This is a genomic window from Planococcus halocryophilus (assembly GCF_022489025.1).
Classification (GTDB): domain Bacteria; phylum Bacillota; class Bacilli; order Bacillales_A; family Planococcaceae; genus Planococcus; species Planococcus halocryophilus_A.
In genome coordinates, this window is record NZ_JAKVTG010000014.1 from 70,829 (window position 1) to 86,910 (window position 16,082).

At 39.7% G+C, this 16,082-nt stretch carries 16 protein-coding genes; 13 read left to right on the forward strand and 3 right to left on the reverse strand.

Annotated elements, in window-relative coordinates:
• Window positions 1-2: 2 nt before the first annotated feature.
• From fabL to nikC, 8 genes are all read left to right on the forward strand, one after another.
• The gene (gene fabL / locus MLE13_RS14210; protein WP_240750337.1) at window positions 3-749 is read left to right on the forward strand and encodes an enoyl-[acyl-carrier-protein] reductase FabL; all 747 of its coding nucleotides are present in this window, start codon (window positions 3-5) and stop codon (window positions 747-749) included.
• 103 nt (window positions 750-852) lie between these two features.
• Complete coding sequence (gene ntdP, locus MLE13_RS14215) at window positions 853-1,398, forward strand: nucleoside tri-diphosphate phosphatase (RefSeq protein ID WP_008431210.1); 546 nt, start codon at window positions 853-855, stop codon at window positions 1,396-1,398.
• A gap of 59 nt (window positions 1,399-1,457) precedes the next feature.
• Window positions 1,458-3,203, forward strand: a complete 1,746-nt coding sequence (locus tag MLE13_RS14220) for an ABC transporter ATP-binding protein (protein ID WP_276323947.1) — start codon at window positions 1,458-1,460, stop codon at window positions 3,201-3,203.
• Between the two features lie 151 nt (window positions 3,204-3,354).
• Entirely contained in the window at window positions 3,355-4,374 is a 1,020-nt protein-coding gene (locus MLE13_RS14225; RefSeq protein ID WP_240750338.1) for an ABC transporter ATP-binding protein, read from the forward strand.
• Entirely contained in the window at window positions 4,349-5,332 is a 984-nt protein-coding gene (locus MLE13_RS14230) for an ABC transporter ATP-binding protein (protein ID WP_240750339.1), read from the forward strand. Before MLE13_RS14225 ends, MLE13_RS14230 begins: the two co-directional genes overlap by 26 nt.
• 29 nt (window positions 5,333-5,361) lie before the next feature.
• Entirely contained in the window at window positions 5,362-6,972 is a 1,611-nt protein-coding gene (locus MLE13_RS14235) for an ABC transporter substrate-binding protein (protein ID WP_240750340.1), read from the forward strand.
• An 84-nt stretch (window positions 6,973-7,056) separates the two neighbouring features.
• Complete coding sequence (locus tag MLE13_RS14240; RefSeq protein ID WP_040850661.1) at window positions 7,057-8,061, forward strand: ABC transporter permease; 1,005 nt, start codon at window positions 7,057-7,059, stop codon at window positions 8,059-8,061.
• Between the two features lie 17 nt (window positions 8,062-8,078).
• Window positions 8,079-8,966: a nickel transporter permease gene (gene nikC / locus MLE13_RS14245; protein ID WP_240750341.1), complete on the forward strand. Its 888-nt coding sequence runs from the start codon at window positions 8,079-8,081 to the stop codon at window positions 8,964-8,966.
• 34 nt (window positions 8,967-9,000) lie between these two features.
• Here the strand turns inward: nikC and MLE13_RS14250 are convergent, their stop codons facing one another.
• Both MLE13_RS14250 and MLE13_RS14255 read right to left on the reverse strand, forming a co-directional pair.
• Complete coding sequence (locus tag MLE13_RS14250) at window positions 9,001-10,086, reverse strand: FUSC family protein (protein ID WP_008497128.1); 1,086 nt, start codon at window positions 10,084-10,086, stop codon at window positions 9,001-9,003.
• A gap of 39 nt (window positions 10,087-10,125) precedes the next feature.
• A complete protein-coding gene (locus MLE13_RS14255) occupies window positions 10,126-11,412 on the reverse strand; it encodes a glutamate-1-semialdehyde 2,1-aminomutase (RefSeq protein ID WP_240750342.1) in 1,287 nt (428 codons plus the stop codon).
• 124 nt (window positions 11,413-11,536) lie between these two features.
• Here MLE13_RS14255 and bcp point away from each other — a divergent pair, with 124 nt between their 5' ends.
• The 4 genes from bcp (at window position 11,537) to perR (ending at window position 14,087) form a co-directional block, all read left to right on the forward strand.
• Entirely contained in the window at window positions 11,537-12,013 is a 477-nt protein-coding gene (bcp, locus tag MLE13_RS14260; RefSeq protein ID WP_240750343.1) for a thioredoxin-dependent thiol peroxidase, read from the forward strand.
• Between the two features lie 14 nt (window positions 12,014-12,027).
• Complete coding sequence (locus MLE13_RS14265; RefSeq protein WP_240750344.1) at window positions 12,028-12,969, forward strand: D-2-hydroxyacid dehydrogenase; 942 nt, start codon at window positions 12,028-12,030, stop codon at window positions 12,967-12,969.
• Window positions 12,970-12,971: 2 nt separating this feature from the next.
• Window positions 12,972-13,523: a cob(I)yrinic acid a,c-diamide adenosyltransferase gene (locus tag MLE13_RS14270; RefSeq protein WP_240750345.1), complete on the forward strand. Its 552-nt coding sequence runs from the start codon at window positions 12,972-12,974 to the stop codon at window positions 13,521-13,523.
• A gap of 120 nt (window positions 13,524-13,643) precedes the next feature.
• Window positions 13,644-14,087 (forward strand): peroxide-responsive transcriptional repressor PerR, encoded by a 444-nt coding sequence (gene perR, locus MLE13_RS14275; RefSeq protein WP_240750346.1) that lies wholly within the window; start codon window positions 13,644-13,646, stop codon window positions 14,085-14,087.
• 46 nt (window positions 14,088-14,133) lie between these two features.
• Here perR and MLE13_RS14280 read toward each other — a convergent pair whose 3' ends face one another.
• Entirely contained in the window at window positions 14,134-14,487 is a 354-nt protein-coding gene (locus tag MLE13_RS14280; protein ID WP_008432143.1) for a YgzB family protein, read from the reverse strand.
• A gap of 261 nt (window positions 14,488-14,748) precedes the next feature.
• On the opposite strand from MLE13_RS14280, the gene MLE13_RS14285 reads away from it, so the two are divergent.
• Window positions 14,749-15,615: a nucleotidyltransferase-like protein gene (locus tag MLE13_RS14285; protein WP_240750347.1), complete on the forward strand. Its 867-nt coding sequence runs from the start codon at window positions 14,749-14,751 to the stop codon at window positions 15,613-15,615.
• The last annotated feature ends 467 nt before the right edge of the window (window positions 15,616-16,082 follow it).

Genomic DNA, 16,082 nt, shown 5'->3' on the forward strand with positions numbered 1-16,082 from the left:
TAATGGCGGAACAAAAAGTGGCATTAGTAACTGGAAGTAGTAAAGGACTTGGCAAAGCGCTGGCAATTGCGCTTGCAGACCAAGGATACGATATCGTTGTCAACTATGCGCGCAGCAAAACAGCGGCACTTGATACGGTAAAAGAAATTGAAGCAAGAGGTCAAAAAGCACTATTAGTCCGGGCAAACGTGGGGGATGTTGAAAAACTACGTGGTATGTTCGAGACGATTAAAGAAGAATTTGGGCGTCTAGATGTTTTTGTTTCTAATGCAGCATCAGGTGTATTGCGTCCGATTATGGAATTAGAAGAATCTCATTGGGATTGGACGATGAACATTAATGCAAAAGCGATGCTTTTTGGCGCGCAAGAAGCGGCAAAATTAATGGACAAAGGCGGTAAAATTATCGGTATTAGTTCATTAGGTTCAATTCGTTATTTGGAAAATTATACTACAATCGGTGTTTCAAAAGCCGCAGTAGAATCAATTACCCGTTATTTGGCGGTAGAAATGGCACCGCTTGGAATTGCGGTTAATACCGTATCCGGTGGAGCGCTTGATACAGATGCATTAAAACATTTCCCAAACCGCGACGATTTACTAGAAGATGCTCGTGTTAATACGCCAGCGGGTCGTATGGTTGAAGTAGATGACATGGTTAAAGCAGCAATGTTTTTGATTTCTTCTGACTCGGATATGATTCGCGGCCAGACCATAATTGTAGACGGCGGGCGTTCAGTCGTTATGTAATCCTTTGGTCCTTATGCCTTATTGCTGTATGTTTTCAGAATTGATTGATATAATACGGAAATAGCAGATAACTAATGGCTTAGACAAAAAGGTGGGGTATTACATGGCGATTCCTGCGGAGGGTGAAACAATCCAAATCCACAGTTATAAACACAATGGTCGCATCCACCGTGTCTGGCAGGAAACAACTGTACTGAAAGGTACGAATAATATTGTAATTGGTGCAAATGAACGGACGCTAGTGACAGAATCCGATGGACGAACTTGGTTAACGCGTGAACCTTCAATTTGTTATTTTCACGCAGAGCATTGGTTTAACATCATCTGCATGCTCCGAGAAGACGGTGTTTATTATTATTGCAATGTCAGTTCTCCATTCGTTTATAATAATGGCTCGTTGAAATACATCGATTATGACTTGGACGTAAAAGTGTTTCCAGACATGTCGTACACGTTATTGGATGAAGACGAATATGAAGACCATAAGCGGCAAATGGGATATCCTGAAGTGATTGATCAAATACTTCACCGAAATGTAGAAAAACTGATCGGCTGGATTAAACAGCGCAAAGGACCGTTTGCCCAAGACTTTATCGAAGTATGGACGAACCGCTATGAATTTCATAGGTTAAACCGGATTCGTGATTAAAATGAAAACCTGTTGCTTGCCGACAGGTTTTTCGTTTTGTATAGAATGGAGTGGAAAGTTTGAATAGTATGAAACGCTATATGCAGTTTGTTAAACCGTATTATTGGCAAATTGCACTGACAATTGTCATCGGGATATTCAAGTTCGCGATACCGCTATTTATACCGCTGCTTATCAAGATCGTCATTGACGATATTATTGGAGCGGATGCTCTGTCAAATGCAGAGAAATTAAGACAGCTGTATATATGGCTTGGTGGAACGGCAATTGTCTTCTTCTTATTGAGACCGCCAATTGAATATTTCCGCCAATATTATGCACAATATGTCAGCAATAAAATTCTTTATGATATTCGTGGCTATTTATATGGACATTTGCAACGTTTGAGTTTGCGTTATTATGCAAATACACGAGCTGGAGAAATTATTTCGCGTATGATTAATGACGTAGAGCAAACAAAAAACTTTGTAATGATCGGATTAATGAACGTCTGGTTAGATATTGCGACTATTATCATTGCCATTATTATCATGTTGACGATGAATGTTTCATTGACCATTGTGGCAATACTAGCGTTTCCGTTTTATGCTTTCAGCGTAAAATATTTCTTTGGTCGTTTACGTGATCTGACGCGTGCACGCTCACAAGCTTTAGCAAATGTTCAAAGTTATTTGCATGAGCGAGTGCAAGGGATGAGCATTATTAAAAGTTTTGCGTTAGAAAAGCATGAGCAGAAAATTTTTAACGATACAAATGATCAATTTTTAGAAAAGGCAATTGACCATACAAAGTGGAATGCTAAAGCATTTGCAGTAGTGAATACCATAACGGATGTTGCTCCGTTAATGGTTATAGGTTATGCCGGTTATCAAGTTATCCAAGGAGATTTGACACTTGGTACAATGGTCGCGTTTATCGCTTATATTGAACGCCTATATAGCCCGTTACGCCGATTAGTCAATTCTTCAACAACGTTGGTTCAATCGTTAGCTTCGATGGATCGTGTTTTTGAGTTAATAGATGAAGACTACGATGTAACAGATAAAGAAAAAGCCCATGACTTAAAAGTCGTTGATGGCAAATTAGAATTTCGCGACGTTTCTTTCCATTACAACGATGGGGGAACTGAAGTGCTGTCCAATTTGAACTTTACTGTAAAGCCAGGAGAGACTGTTGCTTTTGTAGGAATGAGCGGCGGTGGGAAATCGACAATCGTCTCATTGATTCCACGATTTTATGATGTGACGAGTGGTGCCATTTATATGGATGACCATGATTTGCGCGACGTAACGACTCATACATTACGCGACCAAATTGGTTTAGTATTGCAAGATTCAATTCTTTTCAGTGACTCAGTAAAAGCAAATATTCTCATGGGTAAACCGGGAGCAACAGATGAAGAAGTAATTGCGGCAGCCAAAGCTGCAAACGCAGATGAATTCATCTCACAACTGCCTGAAGGCTATGATACTAAAGTTGGCGAACGTGGTGTGAAATTATCAGGAGGGCAAAAACAACGTGTGGCAATTGCACGCGTATTCTTGAAAAATCCGCCAATTCTTATTTTGGACGAAGCTACTTCAGCGCTCGATCTTGAAAGCGAAGCATTAATACAAGATTCGTTGGAACGATTAGCGCATGACCGGACTACTTTAATCGTGGCGCATCGTCTTTCAACTATCACACATGCAGACCAAATTCTTGTGATCGACCACGGCAAACTTGCTGAAAGAGGAACGCATAATGACCTGATGAAGCAGCAAGGTGTGTACTATAACTTATTCCAAGTACAGCATTTTAATTAAACTAGTTAAGAGCCACCTAATTTTGGTGGCTCTTTTTCTATGTCAAGAGCTTCCAGTTAATACTAAGAAGGTATTGCATTAATAATAATATTACGTATAATTGAAAGAAGGAGAATGTTCTGAATCATTTTTGTGCAAAAGGGGGAGCATCATGACTGAGCGTAAAACCATCTTAGACGTTAAAGGTTTACAAACATCCTTTTTCACAGACGATGGAGAGGTACCAGCAGTAGATAATGTAAATTTTCACATACGAGAAGGTGAAGTGCTTGGCATTGTTGGTGAATCAGGATGTGGTAAAAGCGTAACTTCACTTTCGATAATGGGACTTGTTCCAAGTCCTCCAGGGAAAATTAAAGGCGGAGAGATTTTATTTCAGGATAAAGATTTAACGAAATTATCCGAGAAGAAAATGCGTGAAATCAGAGGGAACGATATCGCGATGATTTTCCAAGAACCGATGACTTCGTTAAATCCATTGTTCACAATCGGCAATCAGCTTCGAGAAGCCATTAAGATTCACAAAAAAGACTGGTCGAAAGATCAAGTTCAAGAACGCGCAATTGAAATGATGAAATTAGTTGGGTTGCCGAGACCAGAAGGCTTAATGAAAGAATATCCACACCAATTATCAGGTGGAATGCGCCAACGTGTCATGATTGCGATGGCTTTGTTATGTGACCCGAAAGTATTAATTGCGGATGAACCAACAACAGCGCTTGATGTGACCATTCAGTCTCAAATTTTAAAATTAATAAAGAATTTAAACGAACGCTTAAATACAGCCGTGTTATTGATTACTCATGATTTAGGAGTAGTAGCAGAAACTTGTGAGCGAGTGGTCGTTATGTATTCAGGAAAAGTTGTTGAAGAAGGCCCGGTTCATACAATTTTCAATGATCCACAACATCCTTATACAAAAGGCTTGCTGGAGTCAGTTCCAGATATGCGCTTTAAAAAAGAACGACTTTACTCGATTCCTGGAAACGTTCCCAAACCAGGATCAATCAAGACAGGGTGCAAGTTCGCAGCACGTTGCGAATTTGCTTTTGATCGCTGTATGACTGAAAGTCCGGAGCTGTACCAAACGGCGGAAGATCATCAAACTCGCTGTTTCCTATTTGATCCGAAGGAGGTACAGTCGCATGACAGAACCGTTATTGAAAGTTGAAGGCCTCAAAAAATATTTCCCGATTAAGTCGGGAATTTTAGGTAAAGTAAGCAACTGTGTAAAAGCAGTAGACGATGTTTCATTCACCGTTCAAGAAGGCGAGACGTTAGGAATCGTTGGTGAATCGGGCTGTGGGAAATCTACAACAGGGCGGATGTTAATGCGTCTTTTGGAACCAACTGAAGGTGTTGTAACATTTGATGGTCAAGAATTAACGAGTCTGTCGAATAACGACATGCGTAAAGCACGTCGAGATATTCAAATGGTTTTCCAAGATCCATACGCGTCATTAAACCCGCGTCATACAATTGAGAAAATTTTAATGGAACCGCTTAATGTTCATAATATAGGCGATCCTAAAGAACGTAAAAAGAAAGTACATGAGTTTTTGGAGATTGTAGGATTGAGCAGCTATCATGCAAAACGCTACCCGCATCAATTTAGTGGTGGTCAAAGGCAGCGTATTGGTATTGCGCGTGCATTAATGACAAATCCGAAACTTATTATTGCCGATGAGCCCGTTTCAGCACTTGATGTATCAATTCAGGCTCAAGTATTGAATTTGATGCAAGATTTGCAAAAAGAGCTGAAACTCACTTATATATTCATTGCCCACGATTTAGGGGTGGTTCGCCATATCAGCGACCGTGTGGGTGTAATGTATCTTGGACAAATGGCAGAACTTGCTAACACAGAGGATTTGTACGAAAAACCACTACACCCGTATACGCAAGCCCTATTGGCTGCAGTACCGGTACCGGACCCAGATTTTGTCCGGGAAGAAGTGATTATCACGGGAGATGTTCCAAGCCCAGCAAATCCACCAAGCGGTTGCAGGTTCCATACACGCTGTCCATTTAAAATGGATATTTGTTCAGAAGTTGTACCAGTTTTTGCAGAAGTTGAAGAAGGTCATTCTGTTGCCTGTCATCTTTACGAAGAGTCCAGGCCGCAATGATAATAAATAGAAAAAATGGAGGGGTTAATTTGGGAAAGAAAAAGTTCTTAACGTGGTCATTATTATTGCTTTTATTAGTATCAACAGCACTTTTTGGCTGTAGTTCTGACGACAGCTCAGAAGAAGGCGGTAGCGAAGGTGGATCTACTGAAGAGAAGACATTGATCTTCGGACGTGGAGGAGATTCTGTTTCTCTTGATCCAATTGCAGTTACGGACGGAGAATCGTTTAAAGTAACAAAAAACATTTTTGATACGTTAGTAAACTTTGGTGAACAGGATACAGAAATCGAACCTGGATTGGCGTCTGAATGGACTCCTTCTGAAGACGGATTGACGTATACATTCAAATTGCAAGAAGGCGTTAAGTTCCATGATGGCACTGATTTTAATGCAGAAGCTGTAGTGAAAAACTTTGAGCGCTGGGCAGCTGGAGACGGCGAACAATTCCCTTATTACGGTTCTATGTTTGGTGGATACGGGGATGATGAAGGACACGTGATCGAATCTGTTGAAGCAACAGGCGATTACGAAGTTGTCTTTAAGTTAAAACGTCCACAAGCACCATTCCTTAAAAACTTAGCAATGAGCCCATTTGCGATTGCTTCACCAACTGCAGTTGAAGAAGCTGGTGATTCTTTCGGAGACAATCCAGTTGGAACAGGTCCATTTAAATTTGTTGAATGGAAACGTAACGATACGATTACAATTGAAAAATTTGATGATTACTGGGTAGATGGCGAGCCGAAATTGGATCAAGTTGTATTCCGCGCAATTCCAGATAACTCAGCTCGTTTAAATGCTTTATTATCAGGAGAAATTGATTTGGCAGACGGAATTACACCATCTGATGCTGGAACAATCGAAGGTGACGATAATCTTCAATTGTTTGAACGTCCATCTATGAACGTTGGCTACCTTGGAATGACTGTAACACGTGAACCATTTGACGATCCTAAAGTACGTCAAGCGGTAAACCATGCAATCGATAAACAAGCGATTGTAGACGCATTTTTCGAAGGGCGCGCAGAAGTAGCGAAAAACCCAATTCCGCCAGTAATTAGCGGATATAACGATAGCATTGAAGATTACGAATACAGCCCGGAAAAAGCAAAAGAATTATTAGCTGAAGCTGGTCTTTCAGATGGATTTGACATGGAACTTTACGCAATGCCAGTTCCACGTCCATATATGCCAGATGGCCAAAAAGTGGCAGAAGCGATTCAAAAGAATTTGGCTGATGTTGGCATTAACGCCAAGATTGTTTCATTTGAATGGGCAACGTATTTAGAAAAAGCTGCAAACGGAGAAGCTGATGCATTCTTACTTGGATGGACTGGCGATAACGGCGATGCAGATAACTTCCTATATGCTTTGCTTGATCAAGATAATGTCGGCACAAACAACTACACGTACTATGAAAACCAAGAATTGCATGATCTTCTTATTAAAGCTCAATCAGAAGTTGACGAAGATGTAAGAAACGACTTATACATGCAAGCTCAAGAAATCATCCATGAAGATGCTCCTTGGGTTCCACTTGCTCACTCTACACCGCTATTAGCTGGTGGGAAAAACGTAATGAATTTCAAAGCACATCCAACAGGTTCTGACAAATTGGCTTCAGTAGATTTGGAGTAGGCAATTCACGGGAGGGAGTCGGGATGATTTCCTCCCCTTTTTTTTACTGTTATACATATTGCAAGAGATGGAGAGGTGAAGAAGATGCTTCACTATATTGGAAGACGACTTTTACAGCTAATCCCAGTTTTACTCGGTATGACATTTATCGTATTTATGATTATCCGTGCAATTCCTGGTGATCCTGCACAAGTTATTCTTGGTCAGCAAGCATCCGAAGAAGCAATAAAAGCATTACGAACAAATCTAGGATTAGATAATCCTTGGTACATTCAGTATTTTGACTACTTAAAAGGATTGATTACTGGCGATTTAGGAGAATCACTTCGTACACGTACTCCTGTAGTAGATGAAGTATGGCCATATTTGGCTGCTACGATTGAGCTTTCTTTATTCGCTATCATTATTGCAGTAGTTATCGGAATTAATGCAGGTATCATTTCAGCTTGGTTCCAAAATTCTTGGTTTGACTACTTAGCAATGATTATTGCATTGATTGGGGTATCGATGCCGATCTTCTGGCTTGGGCTAATGAACCAGTGGATTTTCTCTATCGAACTTGGGATTTTACCGACTACTGGTCGAGAAAATGTTCGAGATCCTGTCGATGTTATAACGGGTTTCTATGTACTCGATACATTGATAGCAGGAGATTTCAACCAACTGTCTACTGTACTTAAGCACCTCGTATTACCAGGAACAGCTTTAGCGACAATTCCTATGGCGATTATTGCCAGAATGACGCGTTCAAGCATGTTAGAAGTAATGCGTTCTGATTTTGTTCGAACAGCTCGTTCGAAAGGTTTGTCCATGTTTTGGGTTGTTTACAAACATGCGCTTAAAAATGCTATCATTCCAGTCCTAACAATTATAGGACTTCAGATGGGGCTTCTGCTTGGTGGCGCCATTTTGACAGAAACTATTTTCGGATGGCCAGGAATCGGACGTTATATATATGAAGCAATTGGTTTCCGTGATTATCCGGTTATTCAGTCAGGCATTCTAATTGTGGCGTTTATCTTTGTTATGATCAATCTAATTGTCGATTTGCTGTACGGCTTAGTCGATCCACGCATCAAATATGACTAGGAAGGGGGAGACGTATTATGGCTGAAACAGTAAATAATCCAGAAAAAGAAGAACTGCAGAAAGTCGCTGGACCTTGGAAAGAGGCTTGGCGAGGTTTCCGCAAGAGTAAAGTAGCGGTTGTTGGTATGGGGATTGTTATCTTCTTTATTTTATTAGCAATTTTCGGACCGCTTATTACATTGCAAGGCATCAATGAACAAAATCTTTCTCAACGGCTTATGCCTCCTTCTTCCACTCATTGGATGGGTACAGACGATTTTGGTCGAGATATTTTATCTCGAGTTGTATATGGTGCTCGAATTTCATTATGGGTTGGTTTTTTAGCAGTTATTGGATCGGTTGTTGTAGGGAGTATTTTAGGAATTTTAGCAGGTTATTACGGACGATTTGTAGATACAATTATCTCGCGTATTTTCGATATTATGCTAGCATTTCCAAGTATTTTACTTGCAATCGCGGTTGTATCGGTTCTAGGACCTTCTTTACGTAATGCGCTAATTGCGATTGCTATTATCAACGTACCAAACTTTGGACGTTTGATTCGCTCGAAAGTATTGAGTATTAAAGAAGATGAATACATCATGTCCGCAAAAGCGATTGGTATGAAAGATAATCGGATTTTGATTTCGCATATCTTGCCGAACTCCATGGCGCCAGTTATTGTTCAAGGAACATTGGCAATTGCGACTGCAATTATCGAAGCAGCAGCACTTGGATTTTTAGGGTTAGGTGCTCAAGCTCCGTCTCCAGAATGGGGCAAAATGTTGGCAGATTCACGTTCGTATTTAACGAATGCACCTTGGACAATGATTTTTCCAGGGGTAGCTATTATGTTGACAGTACTAGGCTTTAACTTAATGGGTGACGGTTTACGTGACGCGCTAGATCCACGAATGAAATCATAAAAAAAGTGTGAGGCAAATTTGCCTCACACTTTTTTTATATGGCATTTTCAAGACCTGTGTCTACTTCTTCTGAATGATAGTTCAAGTAAGCGATGATAAGTAAGTCTAGATGCTCTAGTTGTTCTTCGTAATCTAAAATAGCTGATAACACATGCATTAAATGATAAACCGAAAATTCACCTTCATTTTCTTCGTGTGCTAAATTGATTTCTTTTACAAAAATTGTCATGACTTCATTGCGTCTCATGACAGCATCAGTCCCAGAACCTTCGCTATGTTCGGGACGTAATTTACCAACATATTTCATGTAAAGTTGCTCATGGTAACTCGCCAAACTTTCTAATCGCTCTTGAACCATCATATGAAAGTGCTCAGGAAGTTCCATTAGTTCATTTTCAAAACGGTTCAAGCGTTTTAAAACTTCTAAGCTCTTTTTCGATGTGGCAATCATTTGACGGTACAGGACCAATTTTCGTGCTTTTGCATATTGCTGCTTCTTGGTGTAGCTACGTTCTTCTTTATAAAATGAATACCATTGATCAACTTTTATTAATTTCTCTGTTAATTTATCAATGTCTTCTTTAACAGAGGCATGATCAGATGCATGACGGATCGAAACGCGAATCCAACGAATCACTTCTTCACTAACAGAATGAATGGACGTAAACAAACGGGTTTCGTATTTAGGTGGCAGAAATATCATATTTACGATAAAGGCAGATATAATTCCAAGCATAACAGTGGAAATTCTGAGCGACGCAAAAGTTAAGAAGTTCGTAGAATGAGAATCCATAATGATGATAATCGTTACTAATGTTAAAGGAACGGTATTTTCTAACTTTAACTTCAGCATGACGACAATGGCTAATATTGCTGCTATACCAATGGTTAAATAATTACTGCCAAGTGTTAGAACAAAAACTATCGCTATTGTGGCACCAATCAAATTTCCATAAATTTGATCGAGTAATGTTAAGTAAGAACGGTAAATAGATGGCTGGATAGCGAAAATTGCTGCTACCCCTGCGAAAACAGGAGAAGGCAAATCCAATAAGTTGGCCAAATACAAGGCCATAGAAATGGCCACGCCAGTTTTAAAGATACGTGCACCTAATTTCATATGCTTAGGGACTCCTTCCTCAAAAACGATTTACGTTAATTATAACTGTTTAAACGCCTTACGTACCGCTTGAATAGAAAAATCTATATCTTCTTCTGTATGTTCAGTTGTTAAAAACCAAGCTTCGTATTTTGATGGAGCAAGATTGATACCTTGAGCGAGCATCAATTTAAAGAAACGACCAAAAATTTCACCATCAGATTTTTCTGCATGTTCGTAATTTTCTACTGTTATATCAGTAAAGTAAATGGTTAATGCACCTTTTAGTCGATTTACAGTAATCGTAACATCAAATTCTTCAGCAGCTGCTAGTATTCCTTTTTCTAGTTTTTCTCCAAGTTTGTCCATTTTGTCATAGACACCATCTTGACGAAGAACTTCTAAACAAGCAATTCCAGCTTGTATCGAGGCAGGGTTTCCAGCCATTGTACCTGCTTGATAAGCGGGACCTAGGGGAGCCACTGTTTCCATAATTTCTTTTTTACCGCCATAAGCGCCGATTGGTAAACCACCACCAATAATTTTTCCGAGCGCGGTAAGGTCTGGTGTCAACCCGAGCATGTCTTGAGCACCCCCGTAATGGAAACGAAAAGCGGTAATTACTTCGTCATAGACAATTAATGCCCCTTTTTCATGAGCAATGCGGTGAACTTCTTTCAAGTAACCTTCTTTTGGTTCAACAATCCCGAAATTACCAACAATCGGTTCGACGAGAAGACAAGCAATTTCTTCGCCCCAACGATCCATCGCTTCTGTAAATGCTTCTAAGTCATTAAAAGGGACCGTGATCACTTCTTCAGCGATGGATTTTGGAACACCTGCTGAATCGGGCGTGCCAAGTGTTGCAGGACCAGATCCGGCAGCTACAAGAACTAAATCAGAATGTCCATGATAACAACCTGCAAACTTCATAATTTTTGTTCGTCCTGTATAAGCGCGCGATACGCGGATTGTTGTCATAACTGCTTCGGTTCCGCTGTTTACAAAACGAACTCTATCCATATTCGGCATTGCTTCTTTCAACATTTTAGCGAAAGTAATTTCGTGACGTGTTGGAGTTCCATAAAGCAAACCTGTTTCTGCTGCGTGTGTAATCGCTTTTGTTATATGTGGATGAGCATGACCTGTGATGATCGGTCCGTATGCCGCTAGATAGTCTATGTATTTATTGCCATCAACGTCCCAAAAATAAGCGCCTTTACCTCGTTCCATTGCGATAGGGGATCCGCCACCGACTGCTTTAAAGGATCTTGATGGACTGTTAACTCCGCCGACGATGTGTTGTAATGCTTCTTTATGTAGCTCTTCTGATGTCGAATGATTCATTGAATGATTGCCTCCTATTGATTAAACTCTTCTTTATTGTAGACAACCTTGTTGCGAAACGCCAAAGAAATTGAAACTAAGCTCCGTGTTCGGTACGATAGAAGGAAGAAAAGGAGTGTTTATGATGACTGCAGTTGAAGGTATGCAAGCACCAGAATTTTCATTAAAAAATGAAGCAGGAGAAACTGTTTCACTAAAGGAGTTTGCTGGCGATAAATACGTAGTGCTTTATTTTTATCCGAAAGACATGACTCCTGGTTGTACGACACAAGCATGCGACTTTCGGGATGCACAAGCTAATTTTTCTGAACTGAATGCGGTAATTTTAGGAGTAAGTGCAGATTCAGAAGACCGTCACAATAAATTTATCGAAAAACACGGTTTGCCATTTTCACTCTTAGTAGACGAAGACCACCAAATGTCTGAGGATTACGGCGTCTGGGTAGAGAAGAACATGTACGGTAAAAAATTCATGGGCATTGAGCGTTCGACTTTCCTGATCGACCCAACAGGTACCATTGTCAAAGCGTGGCGCAAAGTGAAAGTGCCAAATCACATTCAAGACGTTTTAGAAACCTTGAAAACAATAAGTAACCAATAAGAAGGGAGACGTTTATGGAGATTTTATTTACATTTGTCCCACGAGTCGATCAACAACAAAGAATCATAGAAGAATTCCCAGAAGTTGATTTCTATTTTCTTTACCGCGATAAAACACGGTTATCATCCGCGGATATCATTGTTACTTATGGAGAAGACTTGACTGCAGTAGATATTGAATCGGCTGTAAAAGTAAAATGGATTATGGTAGCCAGTGCGGGGATTGAAAAACTGCCACATCAAGCGATTGAATCACGCGGTATTACCGTGTCGAATGTAAGAGGGATTCATAAAACACCAATGGCTGAATCAGCTTTAGCTCATTTACTGGCTTTAAAGCGCGCGTTACCAGTCATTTATCAAAATCAACGCAATCAACAATGGGAGCGAAAAATACGTTCTTCAGAGTTAAGTGGGACGACCGCATTGATTCTTGGGCCAGGAGCTATTGGAGCAGAAATCGGTCGATTGCTTCAAGCCTTTGGTGTCCATACGATTGGCTGTAACCGCTCTGGTGCACAGGCTGAAAATATGGATGAAATGGTTTCTTTCGAAAAAATATTAGAAAAGCTTCCGGAAGCAGATTATGTTATCTCGGTTTTACCAAGTACAGATGAAACTAAACAGCTTTTAAAAGAAGAGCATTTCAAAGCAATGAAAGATACGGTCATCTTTATGAATTTCGGTAGAGGTGATTTGGTTGCGGATAGCGTTCTATTAAATGCATTGCAAGAAAACGAAATAGCGTTTGCTGTGTTAGATGTCTTCGAACAAGAACCGCTTCCTGCAGATCATCCTTATTGGTCAATGGATAATGTTGTTGTCTCACCGCATATTTCTAGCAAATCAGGAAAGTATGTGGACCGTACACTCGATATCTTTATTCCGAATTTGAAAAAATGGCTTATTGATCAATCCGTTCCAACTAATCTAGTCGATATGGAAAAGGGGTATTAAGCATGAAAATTTATACGAAAACTGGCGACAAAGGGACAACTTCACTCGTTTACGGAACTCGAGTAGCTAAAAACGATGCAGTAGTAGAGGCTTACGGAACATGTGACGAAGCAAATACATTAATTGGTTTAGCAGTCGGGCACTTAAATACTGAGTTCTTCGATGAAAAAGAAGAACTTTTAAAAGTCTTTCATGAAATCCAGACCACTTTATTTCATGTAGGAGCAGAACTTGCTACGCCGAAAGGAAAAGAAGTGAAATGGAAACTAGCAGAAGAAGATATCTCAAAGCTCGAACAATGGATCGATCATTATGATGATGCAGTTCCGACGCTCAGTAATTTCATATTGCCAGGTGGACATCCGTCTGGAGCCACTCTTCACGTAGCAAGAACTGTAGTTAGAAGAGCTGAGCGGACTGTGTTATCTATTGGAAGCGATGTTTCACCAAATGTTTTGGCGTACTTGAACCGGTTGTCGGATTTCTTATTCGTGGCAGCACGCCTTGTTAATCAGCGGCTGGGTCGAGTAGAAAGAGGTTTACACGAAAAATAAAGCAAAAATGCGTGACAAACGGCGGTAGTATAGTGATTTCTTGACACTTGACACTTTTATTAGGTACACTGTTTATAACAATTATAATGTAAGAATCTATATGAAGTGAGGTGCACGGCGATGTCTGAAGTACAATTAAAAGACGCGCTTGATGCTTTGAAGTCAACAGGTGTAAGAATCACGCCCCAACGTCACGCGATTTTGGAGTATATGATTCATTCAACAAACCACCCGACAGCGGATGACATTTATCGCGCGCTTGAAAAAACGTTTCCTAATATGAGTGTTGCAACTGTTTATAATAATTTACGCGTGTTCAGAAAAGCAGGGTTGGTAAAAGAATTAACATATGGTGATTCTTCAAGCCGTTTTGACTTTGTTACACACGACCATTATCATATTATCTGTAATGACTGCGGGAAAATAGTTGATTTCCATTATCCAGGACTCGACGAAGTTGAACATTTAGCTTCGCATGTAACAGGATTCCAAGTGGATTATCATCGCCTTGAGATATACGGAACATGCCAAGGTTGCTTAACTAAAACGGCGACGGCCCAATAAAATATTCAAAATAAAAACATCCAGCGATTTTTTTCGCTGGATGTTTTTATTGTTGTGAGCTTTTTTTATTGTAGTCCTGATCAAACTCTTTACCTTCAAGAGAACGATCCATTGTTAAAGGCTCGTTGCAATGCATGCAAATATCTACGCGACCCAGCATTTTTGTGTGCTTTCCACAATTCGGACATTCAACTGGTACGGTTTTCATGGACAGCAACCCAATCCAAGCATAAACACCTGTACTTCCGATAATTGCGAGGACACCAAGCAGCATTAAGATGACCATTACAATCGGTTGGTTTCTGAAGTATATGCCAACATACATAATAACAATGCCGATGAAGATCAAAGCTAACGCAAACGTACGAATGCGATTGATTTTATTTTTATAAGGTTTCATGGTTTATTTCCTCCTTGCATCCATCATACTATATCATAAATGTTCTTAAAAAGTGATAGCGGTTTTGAAATGAAGGAATCCGTAGTAAATATGTCGAAATAGAGAAAAGCAGAAGTAGATCTGTTTAGCTTTGATGTTTCAGAAAAAGAGAACGGGTGAGCCCGACAAACGCTAGGGAAATGAAAACAAGCTGGAGTTTATGACTAGCCATTCCTCAAATTTTAAGAAGGAATGCGATAGAGACAGCAAGGAGTGAGAATGATGGAACAAATACTACGTCCTATTTATCAAGAGCGCGCCAGTCAGGAAAGTACACTTGGGGTAATCTTAGTCGAGAAAAGAGAGAAAGTCAGTCAGATTACAGACACTTTTGACTCGATATTGTTGATTATCACGAAAGAAAACGAAACACCAGTGTTTACAAAACATTACACGTATTTAGATAAAAAAGCTGCGATGCACATCGTTACGGAAAAGCAATTACATAAATGGTTATTGCTTGGTACGAATCGTAAAATAGTCGATTGGCTATTTTATGGCCGTGTAATTTATGATCGCAACGAATTTATGGAGAAGCTAAAGACTGAACTCAAAGATTATCCCTTCTATGGTCGTAAAATTAAAATGGGCATGGAGTTCGCTAAACTAATCCGACGCTATATGGAAGGAAAATCATTTTTTGAAGAAAAGAACTATATGGATGCCTATCATCATATGGTAGAATCACTCCATCATTTAGCTCGGTTAGCCGTTCTTGAAAATGGATTGCCGCCAGAAGTAACGGTTTGGTCTCAAGTTAAACAAATGGAACCAGCGATTTATAAATTGTATGAAGAGTTAATATCGAGTGATGAACCAATTGACAAACGATTGGAATTATTATTCTTGGCAAGTGAATTCTATATTCATTCAAGAACAAAAGACGGGGCTCTTCATATAAGAGAAGTAATGGAAAAACAAAGCAGCTGGACCATTCAAGAGTTGCACGAGCAGGAAGAGTTGAAAAACTACTCTTCAGATCTAGAAGTTTTCATTGAATTTCTTGTGGAGAAGGATCTTATTTCTATTAATGGCGTCACAACGAAGAGTGAAGGCGTCTTCCACAGGTATTATTATGTGAAAAACTAAATAAGAAATCTCTAGAGAAGCAATTGGCATATAAAGACGGCTGGCATTCATAACGCATTGGGTTCTCTGTGTAATCAGCAGGGAAGTGTTGTTAACATCCGACAAATAATTTGGCGAGAGAGTCGATCGACTTTTTGAGAAAGTAGTCTGGATGTTCGCAGGCTATTATTACTTATAAAGTAGATAAAGCAAAACTGTTGCTATAAGTCGATTTATAGGACTTTTAGCAACAGTTTATTTTCGATGAGAATGTCTGAAAAGTAGTAGAAGGATAATGATTTAAAAGCGTGTTAATTAAGAGGATAAAGTTTTTTTGAATTTTTTTGCTTTAATCGTTGACATCTATGAGAGGTATGTATTATGATAATACATGTCGCTAAGGGAAAATAAGTTTTTCACAATAATAAAAAGCTTGACTCTTTCATCGGACGATGTTAACTTAGAGAAGTTGCTTTTACAGAACGCAA